This is a genomic window from Streptomyces luteolus (assembly GCF_029968015.1).
Classification (GTDB): Bacteria; Actinomycetota; Actinomycetes; order Streptomycetales; family Streptomycetaceae; genus Streptomyces; species Streptomyces luteolus.
The window spans coordinates 141,933-168,044 of sequence record NZ_JASCIS010000015.1 but is presented as its reverse complement, the minus strand read 5'-3'; the positions used below and the strand labels follow the sequence as shown (position 1 = coordinate 168,044).

The window sequence follows — 26,112 nt, the reverse complement described above, 5'->3', positions numbered from 1 at the left end:
CATGGGCCGCGCGGCCGGGATTTCCTACGGTGGCGGCATGCCGTTCCCGATGAGCCGCACACCGTGGAGCTCATAGAGCACCGTGGAGCTCGTACAGGTATGAATGCGGACCCTCGCACCGGCAGGTGTCGTGCCGCCCTCGGTCGCCCCCCTCGGCCGTACCGCCGAGGCCGGGCCCGCACCACCGTCCTCGTTGCACCGCGTGTGTGCGTACGGGCCCGTGACCTCAGGGGGTGTGGTCGTCCGACTCGCTCAGAGTCCGAACTCCTGCGGCGACACGTTGAGGGCCGCGCACGCCTCCCGCAGCACCTGCTGCTCGGCCGGGGCGACAAAGCCGTCCGCGCCCGCCACGACGAAGCCGGTCTGCACGACAGCCCTGGCCTCCGTCGGCTTCTTCGCCGCCTTGGCGATCTCCTGCATGACCTCGGCCTTGCCCTGCTGGAAGTTGAACGACAGCTGGTCGACATGCTTGTTGAAGCGCTGCCGCAGCTGCTCCGGCGGGAAGTTCTGCAGCACGTCGTTCTGCAGGATCAGGGACTCGATCTGCTGCCGCTCGGCCGGGTCCACCGAGCCGTCGGCGGCCGCGACCAGGGCGCACATGGCCATGCTCGCGTCCCGGTACGCACCGCTCTTCAGCTCCGTCTTCAGGGACGTGAGCTGGGTCTTGAGCATGCCGACGAGCTGGGCTTTCGACCCTCCGCCGCTCGACCCGGAGCCCGGAACCGGCCCGGCCCCCGGCTGACCGTGCCCGTGTCCCTGTCCCTGTCCCTGTCCCTGTACGTGGCCGCCGGAGCCGCGTGCTCCCTGTGCCTGCTGCTGCAGACCCTTGGCCTGGTCCTTGATCCGGTCCCACATCGCCATCCGTGCCACCTCGGCTAGCCGTTCACTGGTACGTGCGCTCACACGACGCATCGCTTTGCCAACGCCTTACCTTTCCGTGAAGTTCCTTCCGGGGCAAACACGTTGGGTCCGGGCACACGTTGGGTCCGGGCAGGTGGGCGCGGGGTGCTGCGGCCCTGCTAGAGTCCCGTCGGCAGTTGAGCCTTCTCGGCGCGGATCCCGATCCGCCGAGGAGGCTTTTTTGCGTTCATCCACCGGAACTTCCCGGCAAGCCCCCGAGAGCGGAGAGCCCTGTCATGAGCCGACCGACGAACACCCTTACCGAGTCCAGCACTTGGCGCCTCGGCGGTGAGCTGCCCGTCCACCGCATCGGCCTCGGCGCGATGCGGCTCACCGGCACCGCACCCTTCGACGGCGGCGTGCCGCGCGACCGGGAGCAGTCGATCGCCGTGCTCCGGAGGGCCGTCGACCTCGGCGTGAACCACATCGACACGGCCGCCTTCTACTTCTCCGCGACGCGCTCCGCGAACGAACTGATCAACCGGGCCCTCGCGCCGTACTCGGACGATCTGGTCATCGCGACCAAGGTGTGGCCGGGCCGTGACCCCTCGGGCGCCTGGTGGTGGGCGACACCGGCACAGCTGCGCGGCCAGGTCGAGGAGAACCTGCGCCAGCTCGGCCGCGACCATCTGGACGTGGTGAACCTGCGGGTGCCTCCGAGCCGGCGGAACGGCTCGATCGCCGAGCACTTCGGCGCGCTGGCCGACCTCCGTGACGCCGGGCTGATCCGCCACCTCGGCGTCTCCAACGTGACGTCCGCGCAACTCGCCGAGGCCCTGGACATCGCACCCGTCGCCTGCGTCCAGAACCCCTTCGGGATCGGGGCGTCGAGCGAGGACCGGGCCCTCCTCGAACACTGCGGACAGCTCGGCATCGCCTTCGTTCCCTTCTACGCGATCGCGGGGTCAGCGGGCGACGCGGGGGCGGCCGCCGAGGAGAGCGCGGAGGTCCTGGCCGTCGCCCGCGCGCACGGCGCGTCCGCCGCGCAGGTCCGGCTGGCCTGGACCCTGCGCCAGGGCCCGCACGTCCTGGCGATTCCCGGCACCGGCGACCCGGACCACCTCGAGCAGAACACGGCAGCCGCCGAACTGCGCCTGTCGGACACGGAGTCGGCCCGCCTGACCGATGCGGCACGGCAGCGACCGGCCGGGGGCTAGGCCGCGTCCGTAAAGTTCCGCCTGCCGTAAAGTCCCGCCTGCCCGTAAGTTCCGCCTCCCCGTGGGGTCCCGCCTCCCCGCGACGGGCGGACGACGGGGCTCTACGGACACGACCTAGTCCATGATCCCTATGTCCCCCTCCACTACCGTCTGAATGATCTGCGGCCGGTCCCACAGGGCCAGGATCTCGTTGGCCAGGGCCACCGTGGACAGCACCTCCTGGTTCCCGTGCGCGGTGATCGCCGCCGCCGACAGGCCACGCGGGACCGCCCCCGCGTCGAGCAGTACGCGCCAGTCCTGCGGGGAGAGTTCCAGGTACTCCAGGCCCTTGAGCCCGGCTATCTCCAACGGGTCGGCGAGCGTGCCCGGGTACGCGACGAGCGTGCGAAGCCGGGGCAGGCCGAGCACCGGGGCGAGGCTCAGCGGCTCGGCCTCCCAGACGCCGATGGACAGCACCTCTAGCCCGGGGTGGGCGGCGGCCTCGACGCCGGGCAGGCTCCTTCGGTTGACGTGTGCCACGGCCGGCGGCCCGTCGGGGCCCGTGCCGCCGCTCGGCCCGCTCTCCCGGCCGAGGACCAGGTCGGTGAGCGAGTCGGCGATCAGCTCCGCACCGATGTTGAACTCGTGGCTGAGCATCACGATCTGCCCGACGTGCCCGCGCGGGCCGGGCGTGAGGTCCACCGCGAGCCGGTCCCCGCCGCCGTTGTCGCCGAAGACGATCCAGCCCGGCGAGCCGACCAGGCCCTGCACCGCGTCCTCGTCCCGGGTGATGACCGCCTCCTTCGCCGCGAACCGCCAACTGGTCGTCCGCGAGGCCGCGTTCGCGACGTACACCTCGTCCAGCGGGAAGAGCTCGCAGCCCACCGACCGGTACGCGCGCTCCGCCGCATCCTCGTCCTCGCCCCAGTCCTCCCACTGTCCACGCGTCACGCGATAGAGCGCCTTCAGCTCCTCCGGCAGAGGGGCGCCGAGCCGGGCCTCCGCCGCCGCGACCTCCGCGTCCGTGGCGCCGACGGCACCCGGCGGCATCCGGTCACGCAGGGTCCGTTCCAGGAGCGCCGGGTCGGCGGAAGGGGCGGGGCCCGACTCCCGCACCGGCTCAGGCAGTCGGCGCCAGGGCTCCGGAACCGCGCCCTCCACCAACAGCAGGGCCCCCGGATGCGCGCCGCCGATCCCGGACTCCACGGCCGGGCTCCGCCCGAGCAGGCGCAGCGTCACCGGTCCGGCCGCCGAGAACTCGGCCGTGAACGTGACGTCGTCGACCCCCGCGGCCGACAGCGCCCGCCGCACCGGCTCGACCGCCTCCGCCTGCTCGCGTATCCCCACGTCCCGCGCCGCCCGGTCCGAACGCGGGACGTCCTCGCGTGACGGCAGGCTCCAACCGGCCTGCCCGATACGGCCCGACGCGTACGAGGGTGTGCCGTCGCGCCCCGGTGCGCGCCAGACCCGCAGCAGGCGAAGCAGCGGCTCCCACGTCGAGAAGGCGTGCACCGAGGACGAGTTGACGTTCCGATCAGTCATGCCCCCGACCGTACGTGCCACCACTGACAACGAGCCCGCACCCGCCCCGCGACCGGGCTCAGGCCCCGGGCTTGCGCCCCCACGCCGAGATCATCGGCGATGTCGCCAGGTCGAGGTCGCCCGCCGCGACGTGGGCCAGGTGGGACTCGATCTCCGCCCGCGTCGCGAGCCCCTTGGCGACCAGCTGGTCCCGTACCTGCTCCACCGTGGCGCGTTCGAGCTCCGCGCAGGCCGGCCCGGTGACCGGGAAGTACGCGTCGGCCCGCACCTCGGTCAGCCCCGCCCCGCGCAACAGGCGCGGCAGCCGCCGCCCGTACGAGAGGTCCGCGCCGCGCTCGGTGAGGAGGGCGCGGAAGCCGTGCTTCAGCTTGTTGGCGAGGCGCTACTCCGGGCCCGACTCGTCGGGGCAGACGAGCGGCTGGAGCGCTGGATCGGCGTCCTCAAGCAGCAGCACTCCGCCGGGCCGCAGGGAGTCCACCAGGACGCGCAACGCCCGCTCGCGGTCGGCGACATGAACCAGGACGAGGCGGGCGTGGACGAGGTCGAAGGGGCCGGGCGGCGGCTCGTCGGCGACGACGTCGTGCCGGCGGACCTCGACCTGCGGGGCGCTGACCGCGCGCGTCCACGACGTGTCGATGTCGGTGGCCAGCACGTACCCGTAGGGCCCGACCCGCTCGGCGAGTCCGCGTACGACGGAAGGACCACCGGCCCCCACCTCCCAGCAGCGCCAGCCCGCCGTGACGCCGATGGTGTCGAAGTGGCGGAAGGTGGAGGCGTCGAAGAGGCTCGCAAGGGCGTCGAAGCGCTCGCCCGCCTCGGACTGCCGGTTGTCGAGGAGATAGCCGTCGCCGGGGTGCTGCGTCATGCCCCGATCATGCGCCAAGGACCGAAGGCTCGGCCGCAGCGGCTGCCTCAGTCGTCGGCGGCCACCAGGAGGGCGAGGGTGCCCAGGTGGCGGTCGATCAGCACCAGTTCATGGAACTCGATGTGGATCGGGCCGTAGTCGTGGTGGGCGTTCTCAGGGAGGGGGCCGAGTGCGTACCGGCTCGTCGCCTGGCGGATCGGGGTGTAGACCGCCTCGTGAAGCCTCGCGTCCAGATCTGGGGGAAGCGGGACGCCGCTGGTGGCCCACGTGTGAATCGTGCCGGTCGCGCTCGGCTCGTCGACGGCCGCGTACGTGCCGGGGGTGATCCGATCCACCCACCACTGGCCATGGCGGGGTTCGAGCGAGACGCCGGCTCCGTCGTAGGTGTCCCGGAACTCCGGGTGGGCGATCAAGGCGGTCAGCACGTCCTGATCGGTCGGTGAGCCGGGCGGCAGGTGGAATCGCTTGATGTGCACCCATCGGTATCCGTGGCCCCGCCCGTCCGGGAAGTCGAAGTCCTTGAAGTTGATGAAGGGGCTGTCCCAGTGGGTGAGCGCATGGTGCATACCGATCAGGATCACAGACGGCCCGGAATCGACCTCCCGTGGCCCCGCCCGCCGTATCGCTTTGCATAAAACTTCGAAGCTACGTATAGTCATGCCATCACCGAGGAGGATCCGATGGCAGTACGTGCGGCAGTCGCAGGGGCGAGTGGATACGCGGGTGGGGAGCTGTTGCGTCTGCTGATCGGGCACCCGGACGTGGAGATCGGCGCCCTGACCGGGCACTCCAACGCCGGGCAGCACCTCGGCGCGCTCCAGCCGCATCTGCTGCCGCTCGCCGACCGCGTCCTCGAACCGACCACCGCCGACGTGCTCTCCGGCCACGATGTCGTGTTTCTCGCGCTGCCGCACGGCCAGTCCGCCGCCGTCGCCGAGCAGCTCGGCCCCGACGTCCTGGTGATCGACATGGGCGCCGACTTCCGGCTGCAGAACTCCGCGGACTGGGAGACCTTCTACGGCTCCGAGCACGCCGGCACCTGGCCGTACGGACTGCCCGAGCTGCCCGGCGCCCGCGCCGCGCTCGGCGGTACGAAGCGGATCGCCGTGCCGGGCTGCTACCCGACGGCCGTCTCGCTCGCCCTTGCCCCCGCGTACGCCGCCGGACTCGTCGAGGACGAAGCGGTGATCGTCGCCGCGACCGGCACCTCCGGCGCGGGCAAGGCGCTCAAGCCGCATCTGCTCGGCTCCGAGGTCATGGGCTCCATGTCGCCGTACGGCGTGGGCGGCGGGCACCGGCACACCCCCGAGATGATCCAGAACCTCAGCGCGGCCGCCGGGCGGAGGGTCTCCGTGTCCTTCACGCCGACGCTCGCCCCGATGTCCCGCGGCATCCTCGCCACCTGCAGCGCCAAGGCCGCGCCCGGCGTGACTGCGGAGGCGGTGCGCGCCGCGTACGAGAAGGCGTACGCGGACGAGCCGTTCGTGCACCTGCTGCCCGAGGGGCAGTGGCCCGCGACCGCCTCCGTCTACGGCTCGAACGCCGTGCAGTTGCAGATCGCGTACGACGCGAGCGCGGGCCGCGTCATCGTGATCAGCGCCATCGACAACCTGACCAAGGGCACCGCGGGCGGCGCGGTGCAGAGCATGAACATCGCCCTGGGCCTGGACGAGGCCACTGGGCTCTCTTCGATCGGAGTCGCACCGTGAGTGTCACCGCCGCCAAGGGCTTCACCGCCTCCGGCATCGCAGCAGGCATCAAGGAGAACGGGAACCCCGACCTGGCCCTCGTGGTCAACAACGGACCCCGCCTCGCCGCCGCGGGCGTCTTCACCTCCAACCGCGTCAAGGCCGCCCCGGTCCTGTGGTCGGAGCAGGTGCTCAAGGGCGGCCAGGTGCAGGCCGTGGTCCTCAACTCCGGTGGTGCCAACGCCTGTACGGGCCCGAAGGGCTTCCAGGACACGCACGCCACCGCCGAGAAGGTCGCCGAGGTGCTCGACCTGAACGCGGGTGAGGTGGCCGTCGCGTCCACCGGTCTCATCGGGGTGACGCTGCCGATGGACAAGCTGCTCCCGGGCGTGGAGAGCGCCGCCGCGCAGCTGTCCGAGCACGGCGGCGAGAAGGCCGCCATCGCCATCAAGACCACCGACACCGTGCACAAGACCGCGGTCGCCACCAGCGAGGCCGGCTGGACCGTCGGCGGCATGGCGAAGGGCGCGGGCATGCTCGCCCCCGGCCTCGCCACCATGCTGGTCGTCCTCACCACGGACGCCGACGTGGACACCGCACACCTCGACAAGGCCCTGCGCTCCGCGACCCGTACGACCTTCGACCGGGTCGACTCCGACGGCTGCATGTCGACCAACGACACCGTGCTGCTTCTCGCCTCCGGCGCGTCCGAAGTCGCCCCGGACCAGGGCGAGTTCGCCGAGGCCGTCAGGTCCGTCTGCGCCGACCTGGCGCGGCAGCTGATCGGGGACGCCGAGGGCGCGAGCAAGGACATCCGGATCGAGGTCGTCAACGCGGCGAGCGAGGACGACGCCGTCGAGGTGGGCCGCTCCATCGCCCGCAACAACCTCCTCAAGTGCGCCATCCACGGCGAGGACCCCAACTGGGGCCGGGTGCTCTCCGCGATCGGCACCACCTCCGCCGCCTTCGACCCGAACCAGCTGAACGTCGCCATCAACGGCGTCTGGGTCTGCAAGGAAGGCTCGGTCGGCGAGGACCGCGACCTGGTCGACATGCGCTACCGCGAGGTCGCCATCACCGCCGACCTGGCCGCGGGCGGCGCCGAGCCGGTGGTGATCTGGGCCAACGACCTGACCGCCGAGTACGTGCACGAGAACAGCGCCTACTCCTCCTGACGCCCATTCCTCCTGACGCCCATTCCTCCTGAACACCCGGGGACCCCGAGCCGATGAGCACTCGTAAACACACCGCACTGCCCAAGGCGCAGATCCTCGTCGAGGCGCTGCCCTGGCTGACCCGGCACCGCGGCAAGACCGTCGTCATCAAGTTCGGCGGGAACGCCATGGTGGACGAGGAGTTGAAGGCCGCGTTCGCCCAGGACGTGGTGTTCCTGCACCACGCCGGACTCAGGCCGGTCGTGGTGCACGGCGGCGGCCCGCAGATCAGCAAGGCACTCGACCGGCACGGCATCGTCAGCGAGTTCAAGGCGGGCCTGCGCGTCACCACCGAGGACGCCATGGACGTCGTACGCATGGTGCTCGCCGGACAGGTGCAGCGCGAGCTCGTCGGGCTGCTCAACCAGCACGGCCCGCTCGCCGTGGGCCTCACCGGCGAGGACGCGCACACGATCACCGCGACCAAGCACCAGCCGCGGATCGAGGGCGAGTTGGTGGACATCGGAAGGGTCGGCGAGATCACCGAGATCGACACGGGCGCCATCGAGGCGCTCCTGGAGGACGGCCGCATCCCGGTCGTCTCCTCCATCGCCCGCTCCGAGGACGACCACCATGTCTACAACGTCAATGCCGATACGGCGGCCGCGGCACTCGCTGCCGCCCTTGGCGCCGAGACCCTCATGGTCCTCACCGACGTCGAGGGCCTCTACGAGGACTGGCCGCACAGCGACGAGGTGATCAGCCGCCTCTCCGCCGCCCAACTGGAGAAGCTTCTGCCGGAGTTGAGCTCCGGCATGGTGCCGAAGATGGAGGGCTGCCTGCACGCCGTCCGCAACGGCGTGCACACGGCCCGCGTGATCGACGGGAGGGTCCAGCACTCGATCCTCCTGGAGATCTTCACAGACGAAGGAATCGGCACGATGGTCGTGCCCGACGAGCCCGAAGGGGGAGCGCAGTGACCGGCGGCAGCAACCAGGAGTACGCCCAGCGCTGGCAGGACGCGCTGATGGACAACTACGGCACCCCGCGGATGCCGCTGGTGCGCGGCGAGGGCCTGAAGGTCTGGGACGCGGACGGCACCGAGTACGTCGACTTCGTCGGCGGCATCGCCGTCAACGCCCTCGGCCACGCCCATCCCGCGGTGGTCCGCGCGGTCAGCGACCAGGTGGCGACGCTCGGCCAGATCTCCAACTTCTTCATCGCGGAGCCGACCGTCGCCCTCGCCGAGAAGCTCCTCCACCACTTCGGCCGCACGGGCCGGGTGCTGTTCTGCAACTCGGGCGCGGAGGCGATCGAGGCGGCCTTCAAGATGGGCCGCCTGACCGGGCGTTCGCACATGGTCGCCACCGAGGGCGGCTTCCACGGCCGTACGATGGGTGCGCTCGCGCTCACCGGCCAGCCCGCCAAGCAGCAGCCCTTCGTGCCGCTGCCGGGCGACGTCACGCACGTCCCGTACGGGGATGCCGAGGCGCTGCGGGCGGCCGTCACCGAGGACACCGCGCTCGTCGTGATCGAGCCGATCCAGGGCGAGAACGGCGTGGTCGTGCCCCCGGCCGGCTACCTGAAGGCGGCCCGCGAGATCACCTCCGCGACCGGCACCCTGCTCGTCCTCGACGAGGTGCAGACCGGCATCGGGCGGACCGGCCACTGGTTCGAGTACCAGGCCCACGAGGGCGTCCAGCCCGACATCGTGACGCTCGCCAAGGGCCTCGGCGGGGGCCTGCCGATCGGCGCGACCGTCGCGTTCGGCGCCGCCGCCGACCTCCTCAAGCCCGGCCAGCACGGCACGACGTTCGGCGGCAACCCGGTGGCCTGCGCGGCCGGAGTCGCCGTACTCGACACGATCGCGGCGGACGGGCTGCTCGACAACGTCAAGCGGCAGGGGGAGCGGCTGCGGGACGGGATCGAGGGTCTCGGTCATGGACTTGTCAGCCATGTCCGGGGCGCGGGGCTGCTCCTGGGTATCGTGCTCACCGAGCCGCTCGCACCCCGGGTGCAGCAGGCCGCCCAGGACGCCGGTTACCTGGTGAACGCCCCCGCGCCCGACGTGGTCCGCCTGATGCCCGCGCTGACCCTCACGGACGCCGAGACGGAAGCGTTCCTCCAGGCTCTGCCCGGCATCCTCGACCGGGCGGCGGGCGCGGCCGACGGGGACGGACGATCCGGAGAATGAGACGACGATGAGCCTGCGCGACAACGAGCCCGGTGCGGAGGGCGGCCCCGCCGTCCCGCAGACCCGCACGGCCCGGCACCGCCGGATCGTGGACATCCTCAACCGTCAACCGGTGCGCTCCCAGAGCCAGTTGGCGAAACTGCTCGCGGACGACGGCCTGTCCGTCACGCAGGCCACGCTCTCCCGCGACCTGGACGAGCTCAACGCGGTCAAGATCCGCAACAACGAGGGCGACCTGATCTACGCGGTGCCCAGCGAGGGCGGCTTCCGCACCCCGCGCGCCCCGCTCGGGGAGTCCGCGAAGGAGGAGCGGATGCGCCGCCTCTCCGGCGAGCTGCTGATCTCCGCGGAGGCCTCGGCCAACCTGGTCGTCCTGCGCACCCCGCCGGGCGCCGCGCAGTTCCTCGCCTCGGCCATCGACCAGGCCGAACTGCACGACATCCTCGGCACGATCGCCGGTGACGACACGCTGATGCTGATCAGCCGCGAACCGGACGGCGGCCAGGCCCTCGCGGACCACCTGCTGTCCCTGGCCCAGAACGCGCGCTGAGCAGCCCTCCTTACGTACGACGAAGGCCCCCGCGGCAACTCGCCGCGGGGGCCTTCCTTTCCCCGCGTACCCTCACGCCTTGCGCGAGCGGCGGGCCATCCACGCGGCGACCACCGCGCCGGACACGTTGTGCCAGACCGAGAACACCGCGGCGGGCAGGGCCGCGAGCGGGCTGAAGTGGGCCGTGGCGAGGGAGGCGGCGAGACCGGAGTTCTGCAGGCCGACCTCGAAGGCGAGCGCCCGGCTCGCGGGCTGCCCGAGCCGGGCCAGCTTGCCGACCGCGTAACCGAGGGTCAGGCCGAGGCCGTTGTGCAGGACGACGGCGAGGAGGACCACGGCGGCGGCCGACTTGATGGCGGTGGCGCTGCCCGCCACGACGACGGCGACGATCACCGAGATGGTGAGCGCGGAGAGCCACGGCAGGGCGCCGAGGAAGCGGTCCACGTACCGGCCCGCGAGCAGGCGTACGGCGAGGCCCGCGAGGACGGGCAGCAGCACGGTCTTCAGGATGTCGGTGGTCATCGCGCCCGCGTCGATGGGCAGGAACGTGCCCGCGAGCAGCAGCGTCAGGGCGGGCGTCAGGAGTGGCGCGAGCAGGGTCGAGACGCTGGTGACCGAGACGGAGAGCGCGACATCGCCACGGGCCAGGTAGGTCACCACGTTGGACGCGGTGCCGCCCGGCGCGCAGCCCACGAGGATGACACCGGCGGCGAGTTGGGGAGGCAGCGAGAGCGCGTGCGCGATCAGCCAGCCGAGGCTCGGCATCACGAGGTACTGCGCGGCGAGCCCGAGCAGCACCACCCAGGGCCGCTTGGCGACGCCCTTGAAGTCGAGCGGCGTCATCGTCAGGCCCATGCAGAACATCACGATGCCGAGCAGATACGGCACGGACGCCTTCCAGTCCGTGAAGGCGCCGGGTATCAGCAGGCCGAGCGCGCCGGCGGCGAGCACGAGCACCGGGAAGACGGTGACGGCACGGCGGGCGGTCCGGTCCTCCGACGCGGTCGTGCTGGGGTTCGTCTGTTCGGTTTCCACGCGAGGATGCAACGCGCTGTCGGACGGGCACCGCAATGCCGTCTCGGTATGTGGTCGCTACAGCCAGTCGCTCAGGCGCGGCTCGGCGGCAGCGGAAGCGGCACCCCCGGCAGTCCGTCCATGCTCTGGGCGATCGTCCGCTTCTCGAAGTACGCGCTCAGCGTGGCGTCGTCCTCGCGGGCGAACCGCCTGGCGTGCAGATCGCGGTCCTCGTCGTACGTCATGAAGGGCACGCCGTAACCGCAGCTGTCGCGGATGTGCTCGGCGGTGACGACGACGATCGCGCGCAGCCCGTGCAGGGCCGGGTCGATGTCCGGGAAGCGGGCCAGGAGTTCGGGGAAGCGCGGGTCGTCGCGGAAGACGGGCTCGCCGCGGCCGTGCACGCGGACGATGTTCGGCGGGCCCTGGAAGGCGCACCACATGAGCGTGATACGGCCGTTCTCGCGCAGGTGCGCGACGGTCTCGGCGTGGCTCCCGGCGAAGTCCAGATACGCCACGCGCTGCTCGTCGAGGACCGCGAAGGAGCCGGAGAGGCCCTTGGGGGAGAGGTTGATCGTGCCGCTCTCGTCGAGCGGCGCGGTGGCCGTGAAGAACACCGGCTGCGCCTCGATGAAGGTACGCAGCCTGCCGTCTATGCGCTCGTAGGTCTTTCCCATGCCCTGGATTATCGACGAAAAGTTATTCGTTTGTCTAACAAATTCTGCCGACGGGCAGGCAGATTGACGAAACATACGGTCCACTGCATACTCATGCATACACGTCCTGTCGCAGAGCAGTAGCGTGAGCGTGTGCCGCCCATCACCCACCCCGAGGAGCAGAGCAGTGAGCAGCAACAGCGGTGACGTACGGCTGTGGGGCGGTCGTTTCGCCGACGGGCCCGCCGAGGCCCTGGCGAAACTCTCCGCGTCCGTGCACTTCGACTGGCGCCTCGCCCCGTACGACATCGCGGGCTCCCGGGCCCACGCGCGCGTGCTGCACAAGGCGGGCCTGCTGACGGCGGACGAGCTGGAGCGGATGATCGCCGGGCTCGACCTGCTCGAACAGGACGTCGCCAGTGGTGAGTTCACCGGCACCATCGCCGACGAGGACGTGCACACCGCCCTGGAGCGCGGCCTCCTGGAGCGGCTCGGCCCGGACCTCGGCGGCAAGCTGCGCGCCGGCCGGTCCCGAAACGACCAGGTCGCCACGCTCTTCCGGATGTACCTGCGCGACCACGCCCGGATCATCGGCGGACTGATCGCCGAGCTCCAGGAGGCCCTCGTCGGCCTGGCCGAGGCCCACCCGGACGTCGCCATGCCGGGGCGCACACACCTCCAGCACGCCCAGCCGGTGCTCTTCGCCCACCATGTCCTCGCGCACGTCCAGTCCCTGTCCCGGGACGCCGAGCGGCTGCGTCAGTGGGACGACCGGACGGCGGTCTCCCCCTACGGTTCGGGCGCGCTCGCCGGCTCCTCGCTCGGCCTCGACCCGGAGGCCGTCGCGCAGGACCTGGGCTTCGAGCACGGCAGCGCGGGCAACTCCATCGACGGCACGGCCTCGCGTGACTTCGTCGCCGAGTTCGCCTTCATCGCCGCGATGATCGGCGTGAACCTCTCCCGGATCGCCGAGGAGATCATCCTCTGGAACACGAAGGAGTTCTCCTTCGTCACGCTCCACGACGCCTTCTCCACCGGCTCGTCGATCATGCCGCAGAAGAAGAACCCGGACATCGCCGAGCTGGCGCGCGGCAAGTCCGGCCGCCTCATCGGCAACCTGACCGGCCTGCTCGCGACCCTCAAGGCGCTCCCGCTCGCGTACAACCGCGACCTCCAGGAGGACAAGGAGCCGGTCTTCGACTCCTGCGACCAACTGGAGGTCCTGCTCCCGGCGTTCACCGGCATGATGGCCACGCTCACGGTCAACCGGGAGCGGATGGAGGAGCTCGCCCCGGCCGGCTTCTCGCTCGCCACCGACATCGCCGAGTGGCTGGTCAAGCAGGGCGTGCCGTTCCGCGTCGCGCACGAGGTCGCGGGCGAGTGCGTCAAGGAGTGCGAGCAGCACGGCATCGAGCTCGACCAGCTCACCGACGAGCAGTTCGCGAAGATCTCCGAGCACCTCACGCCCGAGGTGCGCACGGTCCTGAACGTGCCGGGCGCCCTCGCCTCGCGCTCCGGCCGCGGCGGCACCGCGCCCTCGGCGGTCGCCGTCCAGCTCGCCGAGGTCAAGGCCGACCTCGCGGTCCAGCAGGCCTGGGCCACCGCCAAGCACTGATCGCGTTCCTACAGCGCCGCCGCCCAGTCAGCGAGCGCGTCGAAGTCCGCCCGGGCGAGCCCGCAGCGGGGATCGACGCGCAGCAACAGGGCGGCGGCGAGGTGGTTCCGCTCCACATACGCGTGGTCGTGCTCCGTGATGTCGTCGTCGACCCAGGCGAACGGCCGCCCGGCCGCGTACTCAAGCACGTAGCTCGTCTTCCAGAAGGTCCCGCGCGGGGATGCGCAGTGCAGCGCGGGCCAGTCGACGAACGGCAGCTCGGGCAGCCCGAGCCGGTGCCCGACCCGCGCGCTCCCCTCCCTCTCCCCGGCCGTCGCCCACACCAGCTCGTACTGCTCGGTCAGGATGAGCAGCTCGCCTCCCTGCTCGGGCCGCAGCGGAACGTCGACGTCGATGAGCAGTAAGGGTCTCGTCATGCGCACAGCCTTCCCCTTCTCCCACTCGTGAGGCGTGTTCTCCCACTCGTGAGGCGTGGAATGATCAGGTGAGACATTTGTGTCTCACTTGGGGTACGGTTGTCTCATGACAGTCGACCGCACCCAGGTGCTCCGCTCCGCCGCCGCCCTGCTCTCCCGGAAGTCGACGGCGACCATGGACGAGGTCGCCCGCGCCGCAGGCATCGGCCGCGCCACCCTGCACCGGCACTTCGCCGGGCGGGAAGCGCTGGTCAGGGCCTTGGAGGAGATGGGCATCCAGGAGCTGGAGGCCGCCATCGACGCGGCGGCGCTCGACGAGGGGCAGGCCGACGACGCCGTACGACGGCTCGTCGCCGAAGTGGAGCCCCTCGGCCCGCTCCTGTCCTTCCTCGTCGGCGAGAACCAGCTCTTCGAGGGCGACCAGCAGAACGAGGGCTGGGCCCGGCTCGACGCCCGCGTCTCCCGCCTCTTCCGGCGCGGACAGGAACAGGGCGTCTTCCGGATCGACCTGACCCCGGCCTGGCTCACCGAGGCGTTCTACGGACTCGTGGGCGCGGGCGCCTGGGCCGTCCAGGACGGACGGCTCGCGGCCAAGGAATTCCAGTACATGATCGTCGAGTTGCTGCTCGGCGGCGCCCGGCGGAGCGTGGAGAAATGACCAGCACAGCGCAGCGTGTGACGAAGGAGCAGGAGGGGCGTCACCCGGGCCGCTGGCTCGCCCTCGCCGTGCTCGTCCTGGCCGTCCTGCTCGTCGCGGTGGACGCGACCGTACTCGGCCTCGCCACCCCGTTCCTCAGCGAGGACCTCAAGCCGTCCGGCACCCAGCTGCTCTGGATCGGTGACGTCTACTCGTTCGTGATCGCCGGTCTGCTCGTCTCCATGGGCAGCCTCGGCGACCGCATCGGCCGCAAGAAGCTGCTGCTCACGGGCGCGGTCGCGTTCGGCGCGGTCTCGGTGCTCAACGCGTACGCCACCACGCCCGAGATGATGATCCTGGCCCGCGCGCTGCTCGGTGTCGCGGGTGCGACGCTGATGCCGTCGACCCTCGCGCTGATCCGGAACATCTTCCACGACCCCAAGGAGCGCAGCGTCGCCGTCGGCATCTGGGGCGCCGCCGCCTCGGCCGGCGCCGCGGTCGGTCCGCTCGTCGGCGGCACCCTGCTCAACCACTTCTGGTGGGGCTCGGTCTTCCTGATCAACCTGCCGGTGATGGCGGTCCTGGTGCTCGTCGGCATCAAGCTGCTGCCCGAGTCGCGCGACCCGCACCCGGGCCCGTGGGACCTGCTCAGCGTCGTGCTCTCCCTGGTGGGCATGGTCGCGGTGGTGTACGCCGTGAAGGAGGCGGCCGTGCACGGATTCCGCTGGGACATCGCGGTCGCCGCGGTGGTGGGCGTTGTCGGCCTGATCTGGTTCGCCCGGCGGCAGTTGACGCTCAAGTCGCCGCTGCTCGACATGCGGCTCTTCCAGCACCGCGGCTTCTCCGGGGCCGTCCTCGCCGACCTGCTGACCATCCTCGGCCTCGCCGGCCTGGTCTTCTTCCTCTCCCAGTTCCTGCAACTGGTGCAGATGCGCTCACCGTTGGGCGCCGGGCTCATCGAACTGCCCGCGGCCCTCGGCGCGGTGGGCACGGGGCTCGTCGCGGGCCTCGTCGCCCGGCGGACCTCGGTCCGGCTCACCGTGTCGGCCGGGCTCGCGGCGGTCGGCCTGGCGCTCGCCGCGTGCACGGCCCTCGACGCGCACACCCCCGTTGTCCTGATGTGCGTCGCGCTGTTCCTCGGCGGCGCGGGCGCCGGCCTCGCCTTCACGGTGACCGCCGACGTCATCCTCTCCAGCGTCCCCAAGGAGCAGGCGGGCGCGGCATCCGCGGTCTCCGAGACGGCGTACGAACTGGGCTCGGCCCTCGGCATCGCCCTGCTCGGCTCGGTCGTCACCGGTATCTACCGCGGCTTCACGGTCCCCGAGGGCGTACCGGCCCAGGCGGTCACCGCGGCCCAGGACTCGCTCGGCGGAGCGGTCGAGGTGGTGAACCAACTGCCCGCGGAACAGGGCGCGAAGCTGCTCGCGTCGGCACAGGCGTCGTTCACGACGGGCTTCGAGACGGCGGCGGGCGTCGCGGCGGCGGTGCTGTTCGCCACGGCGGTGGCGGCGTGGTTCATGCTCAAGGGGCAGCGGCTCGAAGACGGGCTGGAGCACTAGCAAGGTGAACGGGGCCGGGCTCACCCCCAGGGGCTCCGCCCCGGCCCCCGCTCCTCAAACGCCGGAGGGGCTGACAGGAAACGCCGGAGGGGCTGATTTTCAGGCGGCCTTCGCCTTGGTCGCGTACATGTCCACGTACTCCTGACCGGACAGCGCCATGACCTCGGCCATGACGGAGTCCGTCACGGCCCGCAGCACATAGCGGTCACGGTCCATGCCCTCGTACCGCGAGAACTCCATCGCCTCGCCGAAGCGGACCGTGACCCGGCCCGGGCGCGGCAGGCCCGCGCCGCCCGGCTGCAGCTTGTCCGTGCCGATCATCGCGAACGGCACCACCGGGGCGCCGGTCATCAGGGTCAGCCGGGCGATGCCGGTGCGGCCGCGGTACAGGCGGCCGTCGGGGGAGCGGGTGCCCTCCGGGTAGATGCCGAAGATACGGCCCTGCTCCAGGACACGGTGGCCGGTCATCAGCGCCGCGACACCGCCGCGGCCGCCGTCCCGGTCCACCGGGATCATGCCGACGCCGGTGAAGAACCACGCCATCAGGCGGCCCTTGAGGCTCTTGCCCGTGACGTACTCGTCCTTGCCGATGAAGAACACCTGCCGGTCGCAGACGAGCGGCAGGATCATCGAGTCGATGAACGTCAGGTGGTTGCCCGCGAGGATCACGGGGCCGTCGCCCGGAATGTTTACCGCGCCCTCCACCCGTGGACGGAACATCAGGCGCATGACCGGTCCGAGCACTGCCTTGATGAACGCGAAGCGGGACAACGGTTCCTCCGGTGTCAAGGGTCTGGCAAGGGGCGACTGTGCAGGTGAGGACGATACTCGCGGACACGTCCGGAATGCACACCGGGGTTCATCCACTGGATACGCACTGTTGATCCATGTTGGCTCTCCGTTGGCCGTTCCTTGGTGCCAGGGGCTCCCTTCCGCCATCTGACGGGCCCTAACATCGGCCAGTCAGCCGACAGGCGCGTGCACACCACGAGCGCGAGGAGCGCATATGAGCCACGGAGAGCAGGGCCGGCAGGGTCAGCGGGACATGGCGGGGGAGCGGTCGGGCGCGGGCGGACCCGGCAGGCGTTCCCTGCTCGGCGCGGCGGTGCTCGGCGCGGGCGGAGCCGCGTTCGGCCTGGCCGGCACGGCGAGAGCCGACGACGGCGGGAGCGGTTCGGGGCGCCGTGGCGTCGCCTCGCTGCCGGTGCCGACGGTCGTCGCGCACCGCGGCGCCAGCGGGTACCGGCCCGAGCACACCCTCGGCTCGTACCAACTCGCCCTCGACATGGGCGCGCACGTCATCGAGCAGGACCTGGTGCCCACCAAGGACGGCCATCTCGTATGCCGTCACGAGAACGACATCACCGGCACGACCGATGTCGCCGACCACCCCGAGTTCGCCGCCCGCAAGGCCACGAAGTCCGTCGACGGGAAGTCCCTGACCGGCTGGTTCACGGAGGACTTCACGCTCGCCGAGCTGAAGACGCTGCGCGCGAAGGAGCGCATCCCGAAGAACCGCCAGGAGAACACGGTCTACGACGGCCACTGGGAGGTGCCCACGCTCGAAGAGGTGCTGCGCTGGGCCGAGAAGGAGGGGCGTCGGCGGGGCCGTCCGGTCTGGCTGCACATCGAGACCAAGCACCCCACGTACTTCCGCAAGCTCGGCCTCGGCCTGGAGGAGCCGCTCGCGAAGCTGCTCCGCAGGTACGGGCGGCACAAGAAGCACTCCCCGAACTTCGTCCAGTCATTCGAGCCGAGCAGCATGCAGCGGATGAGCAGGCTCATCGACGGGCCGCGCGTGGTGCTGCTCTCCAGCGCGTCCAGCCGCCCCTGGGACTTCGTGGAGTCGGGCGACCCGCGCACCGTCGCCGACCTGGTCAAGCCCGAGGGCCTGAAGTGGATCGCCTCGTACGCCCAGGGCATCGGGCCCACGCTCGACCTGGTCATCCCGCGCGACAAGGAGGGCCGCCTCACCGAGCCCACGACCCTGGTCCGGGACGCCCACGCGGAGGACCTGCTCCTCCACCCGTACACGATGCGCAACGAGAACACCTTCCTCCCGCTGGACTTCCGCAAGGGCACGGACCCCAACGCGTACGGGGACGTCTTCGGCGCGCTCAAGACGTACTTCGCCACGGGCATCGACGGAATCTTCTCCGACAACCCGGACACGGCGCTGCTCGCGGCGGAGGACTTCCGCGGGGATTAGGGGGCGGGTGCGTAAGGCGGGGCAACCACCGTGCCCTGCACCTCTGTTGGGGGCGACGGCGGTCGAGGGTCGCGAGCCGCCCGTCGCGTCAAGCGCGGAGGGCCGCGGACCGCTGCGGGTGACTCCGGCCCGCTCCGGAAACTCCGCGCCGGGGCGGGCGCGTCACCACCGGCATGATCCACAACTGCGCAGAACACCTGGTGACCGCACTGCGCCCGCTGCTCGTCGCCGAAGTGGCCGCCGAGGCGCCGGTCGTCGGGGTCGACCCCGACGATCTGGAACAGGCCGTGTGGGTAAGGCTGTTGGAACACCTCGACCGGATCGGCCCACCTGCCGATCCGGAGCGGTGGCTGCGGGAGAGCGTCCACGCGGAGGCCTGCCGCGAGGAGTGGGCCGGCGCACGGGAACGGTGCTACGGCGGCGATCCGGCCCCCACGGCGCACACCTGCCCCGAACGCGCTCTCCTCAGGGCCGAGCGCCGCCGACTCCTCCGGGACGCCGTGCGGCGGTTGCCTGCCCGGTGCGCCACGCTGGTCGACGCGCTGCTGTCGCCTCGCGATCTGACGTACCGGGAAATCGCGGGGGAGTTGGGCATCTCTCAGGGCAGCGTGGGTCCGGAACGCGCCCGCTGCCTGGAACGCCTCCGCATGCTGCTGGCGGTGGAGGACTTCGGCGTCTAGCCGGGAGACGCACCCCCCCGGCGGCCCTCGCCGCACCAGTCGGCGAGGCAGCCGTGGCCGGCCCCTGCGGCTGCCGTGGCCCGGGAGTGCGGGTCGGGCCGGTGGGGTGGCCGACGCAGACCGTCACCCCGTACCGCGAAATCCCAGGGAAGTTGACTATCTCACAAGGCAGTTTGGGGCTGGAGCGTTCCCGGGGCCTGGGATGCGTGGGCAGAATGCTCGCGGAGGTTGCGGCACCCGGACTGTTGGGGAAAGGTGCGAGCAAGGGCAACCGGCGGACAGGTGAGCGGGAGGCGTGCGCATATGGGCATGAGCGTGACCATCTCAGCGGCGGAGACTCAGGACGCCGAGCAGATTCTGAAACTGCAGTACCTCTGCTACCAGAGCGAGGCGGAGCTGTACGGCGACTACTCCATCGAGCCGCTCACCCAGCCCCTCGACTCGCTGCGTGCCGAACTGGACGCCGGCTGCGTCCTGGTGGCCCGGCTCGGCACGGAGGTCGTCGCCTCGGTGCGCGGCGGGGTCGACGCCGACGGCACGGCCCGGATCGACAAGCTGATCGTGCACCCGCGGATGCAGCGCCACGGCCTCGGCGGCCGGCTCCTGCTCGCGATCGAGGAGCGCCTCACCCTCGCGGGCGCCGTCAAGAGCTTCCAGCTGTTCACGGGCCACCGCAGCGAGAACAACCTGCAGCTCTACCGCAAGCACGGCTACGCCCCCGTCGGCACCCGGCAGGTGAACGAGCGCCTCACGCTCGTGACCCTCGCCAAGGAGGCCACCGACCCGGCGGCCTACGCCACCAGCGCCTGAGGCACGCGGACGCCGTGAGCTGTCGAGGGCCGGCGCCTTCGACAGCTCAGACCGCCGCCCGTACCTCCGTACGAGACCTGCGCAGCCAGAACAGCGCCGTCACCGGCAGCAGCACCGGGATGAACAGATAGCCCATCCCGAAGTCCGACCACACCGTGGCGTCCGGGAAGGCCGACGGCTCGACCAGCGTCCAGGCCCCGACCACGACCACACCCACCAGCTCGGCCGCGCAGCACGCGAGCGCCGCCCGCCGGGCCGTCTCGCCGCCGCGCACCAGGGTGTACGTGATGAACGCGTAGACCAGCGCCGCGAGCAGCGACAGCGAGTACGCGAGCGGCGCCCGGTCGAACTCCGTGGAGATCTGGTAGACCGAGCGCGACAGCGCGCCGACCACCATCACCCCGTACAGCCAGACCAGCAGCAGCCCCGGGCCCTTGATGAGCCGTGTGCGTTCCGCGGCCATCTCAGCCACCCCAGATGTCGTAGAGCCGAACCTGCAGCACCGCCAGGACCACGCCGGCCGCCGCGACCGTGATCGAACCCCAGCGGGTGCGCTCGGCCAGCGAGAGGAAACCCGCCGCCGGGACGCACGCGGCGCAGCCGATCAGATACGCCACGAAGATCGTCGTGCCCTGCTCCGGCTCCTGGCCGCGCGCCAACTGCACGACACCCACGACGAGTTGGACCACGGCGAGCAGGGTCACCACGGCCATGCCGATGAAGTGCCAGTCCTTGGTGGGCTGGTCGCGGAACGCCGCGAACCCGCACCACGCGGCGAGCAGCAGGGCGGCCACAGCGGTCGCGACCGTCAGGGCGATGAGCATGCCGAGACCCTATTACGGGACGAAAGTCCCCCCGCGCCCGGCCCTGGGTCCCACGCCGGGGGCCGGGGGTCCGGTAAGCGGCGCGGGGCGTTCCGCTTACGCTCGGAGCCATGAACATCCAGGCCGAGGCCCTCCTCTTCGACAACGACGGAACGCTGATCTCCTCCATGGAGTCGGTCTACCGCTGCTGGCGCCGCTGGGCCGAGGAGTACGGGATCTCCGCGGCCGACTTCGAGCGGGTCGAGCTCCACGGCCGCCCCGCCGTCGAGATCATCGCCGAGCTGCTGCCCGAGGAGCGGATACCGGGCGCCCTGAAGCGGATCGAGCAGCTGGAGGTCGAGGACGTGGCCGGCGGCGTGGTGCTGCTCCCCGGCAGCAAGGAACTCCTCGCCTCGCTGCCCCGCGACCGCTGGGCCGTCGTCACCTCCGCCACCCGCCCGCTCGCCGAGGCCCGGCTGCACGAGGTCGGCGTCGACTTCCCCGCGATGGTCGCCGCCGACGACATCACCCGCGGCAAGCCCGACCCCGAGCCCTTTCTGCTCGCCGCCGAGAAGCTGGGCGTCGACCCGGCCCGCTGCGTGGTCTTCGAGGACGCGCCCGCCGGACTTCAGTCGGGCCGCGCGGCCGGTATGACGACCGTGGCGTTGACCACAACCCACACCGCCGAAGAGCTCTCCGCCGACGTCGTCGTGGCCGACCTCTCGGCGGTGTCCGCGCAGGCCGTCGAGGGTGGCGTCGAGATCGTCACCGCCGGCTGAGGCCCCTCGCGCGCTGTCCCGGACAGCGGACCGATCCGGTCCGCTATTCGGACAGCCGTGATCGGCTCGTACGCCTGTCTGCTTTACTGGTCCGCATGACCACGACGAGCTACCGCACCCCTGCGACCGAGGCGATCACGACGCCCGGTGCTCGTTGTATGTGTCGAATGTGCGCCTTCTGAGGGCCCCCGCATCCCCGCCTCGCGCCCCGAAGCGAGCCCGCGAGCCGTGTCCGCGCACCATCCCCGAGCGGAACGAGCCCCGCCCCGCGCACGCGTACTCCCCGGTTCCTCCGTGCCCCGTACGAGAGTGCCCCGTACGAGAACCGTGCCCGGCTTCCGAAGAAGAATGCCCCGTGCCCGGCGCGCACCCCGCGCCCGCACTCGACAGTGACGGAAACCCCAGTGATCACCACTTCCGGCCTGACCAAGGTCTACCGCTCACGCGGTCGCGAAGTAACCGCTCTCGACGGCGTCGATCTGCACGTGCGCGAGGGGGAGGTGTACGGCGTCATCGGCCAGTCCGGCGCCGGCAAGTCCTCGCTGATCCGCTGCGTCAACCTCCTCGAACGCCCCACCTCCGGCACCGTGACGGTGGACGGCGTCGACCTCACCGCCCTCGCCGGCCGCGGCCAGCGCGCGAGCAAGGAACTGCGCCAGGCACGCAGCCGCATCGGCATGGTCTTCCAGCACTTCAACCTGCTGTCCTCGCGGACCGTGCAGGACAACGTCGAGCTGCCCCTGGAGATCCTCGGCATCAGCGGCCGAGAGCGCTCCCGCAAGGCCCTCGAACTCCTCGACCTCGTCGGCCTCTCCGACAAGGCCAGGAGCTACCCGGCCCAGCTCTCCGGCGGCCAGAAGCAGCGCGTCGGCATCGCCCGCGCCCTGGCCGGCGACCCGAAGGTGCTGCTCTCCGACGAGGCCACCAGCGCCCTCGACCCGGAGACCACCCGCTCGATCCTCCAGCTCCTGCGCGACCTCAACCAGCAGCTCGGCCTGACCGTCCTGCTCATCACGCACGAGATGGACGTCGTCAAGACCGTCTGCGACTCGGCCGCCCTGATGGAGCGCGGGCAGATCGTCGAGTCCGGCACGGTCGGCGAACTCCTCGCCACCCCCGGCTCCGAGCTGGCCGCGGCCCTCTTCCCGGTCAGCGGCGAGGCCTCCGGCGACGACCGCACCGTCGTCGACCTCACCTTCCACGGTGAGACGGCGACCGAGCCGGTCATCTCGCAGCTCTCCCGTACGTACAACATCGACATCTCGATCCTGGGTGCCGCGATGGACACCGTCGGCGGCAGGCAGGTCGGCCGGATGCGCATCGAACTGCCCGGCCGCTTCGAGGAGAACGTCGTGCCCATCGGGTTCCTGCGCGAGCAGGGGCTTCAGGTGGACGTGGCAGACGTGGCAGACGTGGCCGGACGCGCGGAGCTCGCCTCGGGCGAACCGCGGCTCGTGAAGGAAGGTGTCGCCAAGTGACCTGGTCGGAGATGCAGCCCCTGCTGGAGCAGGCCTGTCTGGACACCCTGTCCATGGTGGGCTGGTCCACGCTCATCGCCGTCGTCGGCGGACTGCCGCTCGGTGTGCTCCTCGTCCTCACGGACAAGGGCGGCCTGCTGCAGAACACCTTCGTGAACAAGGTCATCGGGCAGGTCGTGAACATCGCCCGCTCGATGCCCTTCATCATCCTGATGGTCGCCCTGATGGGCTTCACGCGCGCCGTCGTCGGCACCACCATCGGTGTCGAGGCCGCGATCGTGCCGCTCGCCGTCGGCGCCATCCCGTTCTTCGCGCGCCTCGTCGAGACGGCCGTACGCGAGGTCGACCACGGGCTCGTCGAGGCCGTGCAGTCGATGGGCGGCAACACCTGGACCGTCGTACGCAAGGTCCTCGTGCCTGAGTCGCTGCCCTCGCTGATCTCGGCGACCACCACGACGATCGTCGCCCTCATCGGCTACTCGGCCATGGCCGGCACGGTCGGCGCGGGCGGCCTCGGCGACATCGCCATCCGCTACGGCTACCAGCGCTTCGAGTCCAGCCTGATGTGGATCACCGTCGCGGTCCTCGCCGTCGTCATCTCGCTCATCCAGTTCGCCGGTGACAGCGGCGCCCGGGTTCTGCACCGCCGTGCGGGCAAGGGCGGCGAACCGCTCCGCTTCCGCGCCTTCACCGGCCTGCTGCCGGGCGGCCCGGCCACCTCAGAGGCGACCGCGACCGCCGGATCCCCGGCCAAGTCCGGCTGACACCTTCCTGCTTCCCGTCTTCCCCGTTGCCACCGACGGGGCGTACCACCCATGGAGAAAGGCACTTTTCGTGCGTAACACCACCAAGATCACCGCAGCTGTCCTCACCACCGGCGCCCTCACCCTCGGTCTGACCGCCTGCGGCGGCGGGGACGAGAAGGCCAAGGCCTCCGACCCGCTGATCGTCGCCGCGACCCCCGTGCCGCACGCCGAGATCCTGAACTACATCAAGGACAACCTGGCGGAGAAGGAAGGCCTCAAGCTGGAGGTCAAGGAGTTCACGGACTACGTCCAGCCGAACCAGGCCACCGAGGACGGCTCCGTCGGCGCCAACTACTTCCAGACCCAGCCGTACCTCGAGGACTTCAACAAGAAGAACGGCACGCACCTCGCGTCCGTCGCCACCGTCCACCTGGAGCCGCTCGGCCTCTACTCCGAGAAGCTCAAGAAGGCCGACGACCTGAAGAAGGGCGCCACCATCGCCCTTCCCAACGACGCCGACAACGAGAGCCGCGCCCTGCGCTTCCTCGCCGCCAATGACCTCATCACCCTGAAGAAGGGCGCCGAGGCCACCGCCACCCCGCAGGACATCGCGAAGAACCCGAAGGACCTCCAGTTCAAGGAGGTCGAGGCGGCGCAGACCCCGCGCTCCCTGAAGGACGTCGACGCCGCGGTCATCAACGGCAACTACGCCATCGGCGCCGACCTCAAGCCGGCCAAGGACGCGCTGTTCCTGGAGACCACCAAGGGCAACGACTACAACAACGTCCTCGCCGTGAAGGAAGGCGACGAGAAGGACCCGCGCGTGCAGAAGCTCGCCAAGCTCCTCACGTCGCCCGAGGTGAAGAAGTTCATCGAGGACAAGTACGCCGGCTCCGTCCTGCCCTCCTTCTGAGCATCTGAAGCAGAGAGCACACAGCCGTCATGCGCAACCGCACCCTGCCCGCAGCCGTCGTCGCCGGAGCCCTCGCGCTCGGCCTGACGGCCTGCGGCACCGGCGGCTCGGGCTCCGGCTCCGGCTCCGACGACAAGAGCGGCCCGCTCGTCGTCGGGGCCACCCCGACCCCGGCCGGCGAAGTCCTCACGTACGTACAGCAGAAGCTGGCGAAGAAGGCCGGACTCGACCTGGAGATCAAGGAGTTCACGGACTACGTCCTGCCGAACACCGCGCTCCAGGACGGCACCCTCGGCGCCAACCTGTACCAGCACAAGCCCTACCTGGACGACTTCAACGCGTCCAAGGGCACCACCCTGAGCGCGGTCACCGAGGTGTACCTGCCGCCCATGGGCCTCTACTCCGAGAAGGTCAAGAGCCCCGGCGAGCTGAAGAAGGGCGCCACGATCGCCCTTCCCAACGACACCACCAACGAGGGCCGGGCGCTCGAACTGCTCGCCTCCGAGGGGCTGATCGAGCTCAAGAAGGACGCGGGCGCCGACGCGAGCCCCGAGGACGTCGCGAAGAACCCCAAGGGCCTCACCTTCAAGGAGATCGAACCGGCCCAGCTGCCGCGCTCGTTGAAGGACGTCGACGCGGCGGTCATCAACAACAACTACGCGCTCGACGCCGGGCTCAGCCCCAAGAAGGACGCCATCCTTCTGGAGTCGGTCAAGGGCAATCCGTACAACAACGTCCTCGCCGTCAAGAAGGGTGACGAGGACGACCCGAGGGTCAAGAAGCTGGCGAAACTGCTGACTTCGCCCGAGGTGAAGAAGTTCATCGAGGAGAAGTACCAGGGCTCGGTCCTGCCGGTCACCGAAAACTGAACGGCAACGGATCCGCCGGACACCGGTACCTGACAAACCCTCACGTACCACGGGGCCCGCACCTGCCAAGGTGCGGGCCCCGTCGTGCGGTTCGGTGGGTGCATGCTGCATGCTGGGCACTTCGGCAGCAGAACAGCAGTGGTTCGGCAGCAGGCCGGCAGTGGTTCGGCGGCAGACCAGTAGTGACGGAGCGGCACGATGACGACGGCCAACTCGATGTTCCCGGACATCTCCATCAGCACGGAACGCCTCGTGCTGCGCCCGTTCGAGGAAGCGGACGTCGACGGCCTCACCGAGATGATGAACGACGAGAACGTCGTCGCCTGGACCACCGCACCCCAGCCGTACACCGAGGCCGACGCCCGCGCCTGGGTCACCGAACTCGCCCCCGCCGAGCGCACCGAGGGCCGCGGCATCGTCTTCGCCGTCACCGAGTTCCTCACCCAGCGCCTCGTCGGCATCGTGCACCTGCAGCACACCGACTGGCGGGTCCGCGCCAGCGAGATCGCGTACGTCGTCGCCCCCTGGGCCCGCGGCGAGGGGTACGCGTCGGAGGCCGCGCTCGCCGTCACCCAGTGGCTCTTCCGCGACCAGGCCTTCGAGCGCCTCGAACTGCGCACCGCCGCCGACAACGTCGCGTCCCAGCAGGTCGCCCAGAAGATCGGCTGCATCAGCGAGGGCATCCTGCGCGGCGCCTGCATAGCGCGTACGAGAGACGAGGACGGCGGCGGCTGGAGCGACAGCCGCACCGACCAGATCGTCTGGAGCCTTCTGCCCGAGGACCTCGACGGCATCGCCGACCAGCTGGCCGAGGCCTCCGGATACACCGCCTTCTCCGAGTGGAACTGAGCCGCCGCGGGCCGCAGTGAGCGCCCGCCGCCCGGGCCCGGCCCTCCCCG

The 26,112-nt window shown here is 70.8% G+C and carries 27 protein-coding genes and 1 pseudogene; 18 read left to right on the top strand and 10 right to left on the bottom strand.

Annotation, left to right across the window (positions count from 1 at the left end):
* Positions 1-252: 252 nt before the first annotated feature.
* The gene (locus tag QIT00_RS17285; RefSeq protein ID WP_282536188.1) at positions 253-861 is read right to left on the bottom strand and encodes a tellurite resistance TerB family protein; all 609 of its coding nucleotides are present in this window, start codon (positions 859-861) and stop codon (positions 253-255) included.
* 275 nt (positions 862-1,136) lie between these two features.
* Here QIT00_RS17285 and QIT00_RS17280 point away from each other — a divergent pair, with 275 nt between their 5' ends.
* The gene (locus tag QIT00_RS17280) at positions 1,137-2,057 is read left to right on the top strand and encodes an aldo/keto reductase (protein WP_282536166.1); all 921 of its coding nucleotides are present in this window, start codon (positions 1,137-1,139) and stop codon (positions 2,055-2,057) included.
* A 114-nt stretch (positions 2,058-2,171) separates the two neighbouring features.
* Here QIT00_RS17280 and QIT00_RS17275 read toward each other — a convergent pair whose 3' ends face one another.
* The 3 genes and pseudogenes from QIT00_RS17275 to QIT00_RS17265 all read right to left on the bottom strand — a co-directional run bounded on the left by QIT00_RS17275 (position 2,172) and on the right by QIT00_RS17265 (position 5,009).
* The gene (locus QIT00_RS17275) at positions 2,172-3,578 is read right to left on the bottom strand and encodes an SMI1/KNR4 family protein (protein WP_282536165.1); all 1,407 of its coding nucleotides are present in this window, start codon (positions 3,576-3,578) and stop codon (positions 2,172-2,174) included.
* Between the two features lie 58 nt (positions 3,579-3,636).
* Positions 3,637-4,443: pseudogene (locus tag QIT00_RS17270) on the bottom strand (methyltransferase).
* A 47-nt stretch (positions 4,444-4,490) separates the two neighbouring features.
* On the bottom strand, positions 4,491-5,009 hold the full coding sequence (locus QIT00_RS17265; RefSeq protein WP_282536164.1) for a hypothetical protein: 519 nt from the start codon (positions 5,007-5,009) through the stop codon (positions 4,491-4,493).
* Positions 5,010-5,123: 114 nt separating this feature from the next.
* On the opposite strand from QIT00_RS17265, the gene argC reads away from it, so the two are divergent.
* From argC to QIT00_RS17240, 5 genes are read left to right on the top strand one after another with little or no spacing between them, the layout of a single operon-like run.
* Positions 5,124-6,152, top strand: coding sequence for an N-acetyl-gamma-glutamyl-phosphate reductase (gene argC / locus QIT00_RS17260; protein ID WP_282536163.1), 1,029 nt, complete (start codon positions 5,124-5,126; stop codon positions 6,150-6,152).
* A complete protein-coding gene (argJ, locus tag QIT00_RS17255) occupies positions 6,149-7,306 on the top strand; it encodes a bifunctional glutamate N-acetyltransferase/amino-acid acetyltransferase ArgJ (protein WP_282536162.1) in 1,158 nt (385 codons plus the stop codon). Before argC ends, argJ begins: the two co-directional genes overlap by 4 nt.
* Before the next feature lie 53 nt (positions 7,307-7,359).
* Complete coding sequence (argB, locus tag QIT00_RS17250; protein WP_282536161.1) at positions 7,360-8,265, top strand: acetylglutamate kinase; 906 nt, start codon at positions 7,360-7,362, stop codon at positions 8,263-8,265.
* Entirely contained in the window at positions 8,262-9,479 is a 1,218-nt protein-coding gene (locus QIT00_RS17245; RefSeq protein WP_282536160.1) for an acetylornithine transaminase, read from the top strand. The genes argB and QIT00_RS17245 overlap by 4 nt, the downstream gene beginning before the upstream one ends.
* Before the next feature lie 7 nt (positions 9,480-9,486).
* Entirely contained in the window at positions 9,487-10,029 is a 543-nt protein-coding gene (locus QIT00_RS17240) for an arginine repressor (RefSeq protein WP_282536159.1), read from the top strand.
* A 72-nt stretch (positions 10,030-10,101) separates the two neighbouring features.
* On the opposite strand, the gene QIT00_RS17235 is transcribed toward QIT00_RS17240, so the two are convergent.
* Positions 10,102-11,064 carry a bile acid:sodium symporter family protein gene (locus QIT00_RS17235; RefSeq protein WP_282536158.1) on the bottom strand — a complete coding sequence of 321 codons (963 nt, stop codon included), beginning with the start codon at positions 11,062-11,064 and terminating at the stop codon, positions 10,102-10,104.
* A gap of 71 nt (positions 11,065-11,135) precedes the next feature.
* Positions 11,136-11,720, bottom strand: coding sequence for a pyridoxamine 5'-phosphate oxidase family protein (locus QIT00_RS17230; RefSeq protein ID WP_282536157.1), 585 nt, complete (start codon positions 11,718-11,720; stop codon positions 11,136-11,138).
* Between the two features lie 166 nt (positions 11,721-11,886).
* Between QIT00_RS17230 and argH the strand changes: the two genes are divergently transcribed.
* Positions 11,887-13,314: an argininosuccinate lyase gene (gene argH, locus QIT00_RS17225; RefSeq protein WP_282536156.1), complete on the top strand. Its 1,428-nt coding sequence runs from the start codon at positions 11,887-11,889 to the stop codon at positions 13,312-13,314.
* Between the two features lie 8 nt (positions 13,315-13,322).
* On the opposite strand, the gene QIT00_RS17220 is transcribed toward argH, so the two are convergent.
* The gene (locus QIT00_RS17220) at positions 13,323-13,730 is read right to left on the bottom strand and encodes a hypothetical protein (RefSeq protein ID WP_282536155.1); all 408 of its coding nucleotides are present in this window, start codon (positions 13,728-13,730) and stop codon (positions 13,323-13,325) included.
* 106 nt (positions 13,731-13,836) lie between these two features.
* On the opposite strand from QIT00_RS17220, the gene QIT00_RS17215 reads away from it, so the two are divergent.
* Together QIT00_RS17215 and QIT00_RS17210 are read left to right on the top strand one after the other, a co-directional pair.
* Positions 13,837-14,388, top strand: a complete 552-nt coding sequence (locus tag QIT00_RS17215) for a TetR/AcrR family transcriptional regulator (protein WP_282536154.1) — start codon at positions 13,837-13,839, stop codon at positions 14,386-14,388.
* Positions 14,385-15,926 carry an MFS transporter gene (locus QIT00_RS17210; RefSeq protein WP_282536153.1) on the top strand — a complete coding sequence of 514 codons (1,542 nt, stop codon included), beginning with the start codon at positions 14,385-14,387 and terminating at the stop codon, positions 15,924-15,926. Before QIT00_RS17215 ends, QIT00_RS17210 begins: the two co-directional genes overlap by 4 nt.
* A 99-nt stretch (positions 15,927-16,025) precedes the next feature.
* Here the strand turns inward: QIT00_RS17210 and QIT00_RS17205 are convergent, their stop codons facing one another.
* A complete protein-coding gene (locus QIT00_RS17205) occupies positions 16,026-16,697 on the bottom strand; it encodes a lysophospholipid acyltransferase family protein (protein ID WP_282536152.1) in 672 nt (223 codons plus the stop codon).
* A gap of 274 nt (positions 16,698-16,971) precedes the next feature.
* On the opposite strand from QIT00_RS17205, the gene QIT00_RS17200 reads away from it, so the two are divergent.
* The 3 genes from QIT00_RS17200 to QIT00_RS17190 all read left to right on the top strand — a co-directional run bounded on the left by QIT00_RS17200 (position 16,972) and on the right by QIT00_RS17190 (position 19,625).
* Positions 16,972-18,135 carry a glycerophosphodiester phosphodiesterase gene (locus QIT00_RS17200; RefSeq protein WP_282536187.1) on the top strand — a complete coding sequence of 388 codons (1,164 nt, stop codon included), beginning with the start codon at positions 16,972-16,974 and terminating at the stop codon, positions 18,133-18,135.
* A gap of 173 nt (positions 18,136-18,308) precedes the next feature.
* Complete coding sequence (locus QIT00_RS17195; protein ID WP_282536151.1) at positions 18,309-18,815, top strand: sigma-70 family RNA polymerase sigma factor; 507 nt, start codon at positions 18,309-18,311, stop codon at positions 18,813-18,815.
* Positions 18,816-19,118: 303 nt separating this feature from the next.
* Complete coding sequence (locus tag QIT00_RS17190) at positions 19,119-19,625, top strand: GNAT family N-acetyltransferase (RefSeq protein ID WP_282536150.1); 507 nt, start codon at positions 19,119-19,121, stop codon at positions 19,623-19,625.
* Positions 19,626-19,671: 46 nt separating this feature from the next.
* Here the strand turns inward: QIT00_RS17190 and QIT00_RS17185 are convergent, their stop codons facing one another.
* Together QIT00_RS17185 and QIT00_RS17180 are read right to left on the bottom strand one after the other, a co-directional pair.
* Positions 19,672-20,088: a hypothetical protein gene (locus QIT00_RS17185; protein WP_282536186.1), complete on the bottom strand. Its 417-nt coding sequence runs from the start codon at positions 20,086-20,088 to the stop codon at positions 19,672-19,674.
* Position 20,089: 1 nt separating this feature from the next.
* Positions 20,090-20,449, bottom strand: a complete 360-nt coding sequence (locus tag QIT00_RS17180) for a hypothetical protein (protein WP_282536149.1) — start codon at positions 20,447-20,449, stop codon at positions 20,090-20,092.
* 110 nt (positions 20,450-20,559) lie between these two features.
* Between QIT00_RS17180 and QIT00_RS17175 the strand changes: the two genes are divergently transcribed.
* From QIT00_RS17175 to QIT00_RS17150, 6 genes are all read left to right on the top strand, one after another.
* Positions 20,560-21,207, top strand: coding sequence for an HAD-IA family hydrolase (locus tag QIT00_RS17175; RefSeq protein ID WP_282536148.1), 648 nt, complete (start codon positions 20,560-20,562; stop codon positions 21,205-21,207).
* Positions 21,208-21,611: 404 nt separating this feature from the next.
* Entirely contained in the window at positions 21,612-22,685 is a 1,074-nt protein-coding gene (locus QIT00_RS17170; protein WP_282536147.1) for a methionine ABC transporter ATP-binding protein, read from the top strand.
* Positions 22,682-23,449 carry a methionine ABC transporter permease gene (locus QIT00_RS17165; RefSeq protein WP_282536146.1) on the top strand — a complete coding sequence of 256 codons (768 nt, stop codon included), beginning with the start codon at positions 22,682-22,684 and terminating at the stop codon, positions 23,447-23,449. Before QIT00_RS17170 ends, QIT00_RS17165 begins: the two co-directional genes overlap by 4 nt.
* A 70-nt stretch (positions 23,450-23,519) precedes the next feature.
* Entirely contained in the window at positions 23,520-24,344 is an 825-nt protein-coding gene (locus QIT00_RS17160; RefSeq protein ID WP_282536145.1) for a MetQ/NlpA family ABC transporter substrate-binding protein, read from the top strand.
* A gap of 29 nt (positions 24,345-24,373) precedes the next feature.
* Positions 24,374-25,213, top strand: a complete 840-nt coding sequence (locus QIT00_RS17155) for a MetQ/NlpA family ABC transporter substrate-binding protein (protein WP_282536144.1) — start codon at positions 24,374-24,376, stop codon at positions 25,211-25,213.
* 198 nt (positions 25,214-25,411) lie between these two features.
* Entirely contained in the window at positions 25,412-26,062 is a 651-nt protein-coding gene (locus QIT00_RS17150) for a GNAT family N-acetyltransferase (RefSeq protein ID WP_282536143.1), read from the top strand.
* The last annotated feature ends 50 nt before the right edge of the window (positions 26,063-26,112 follow it).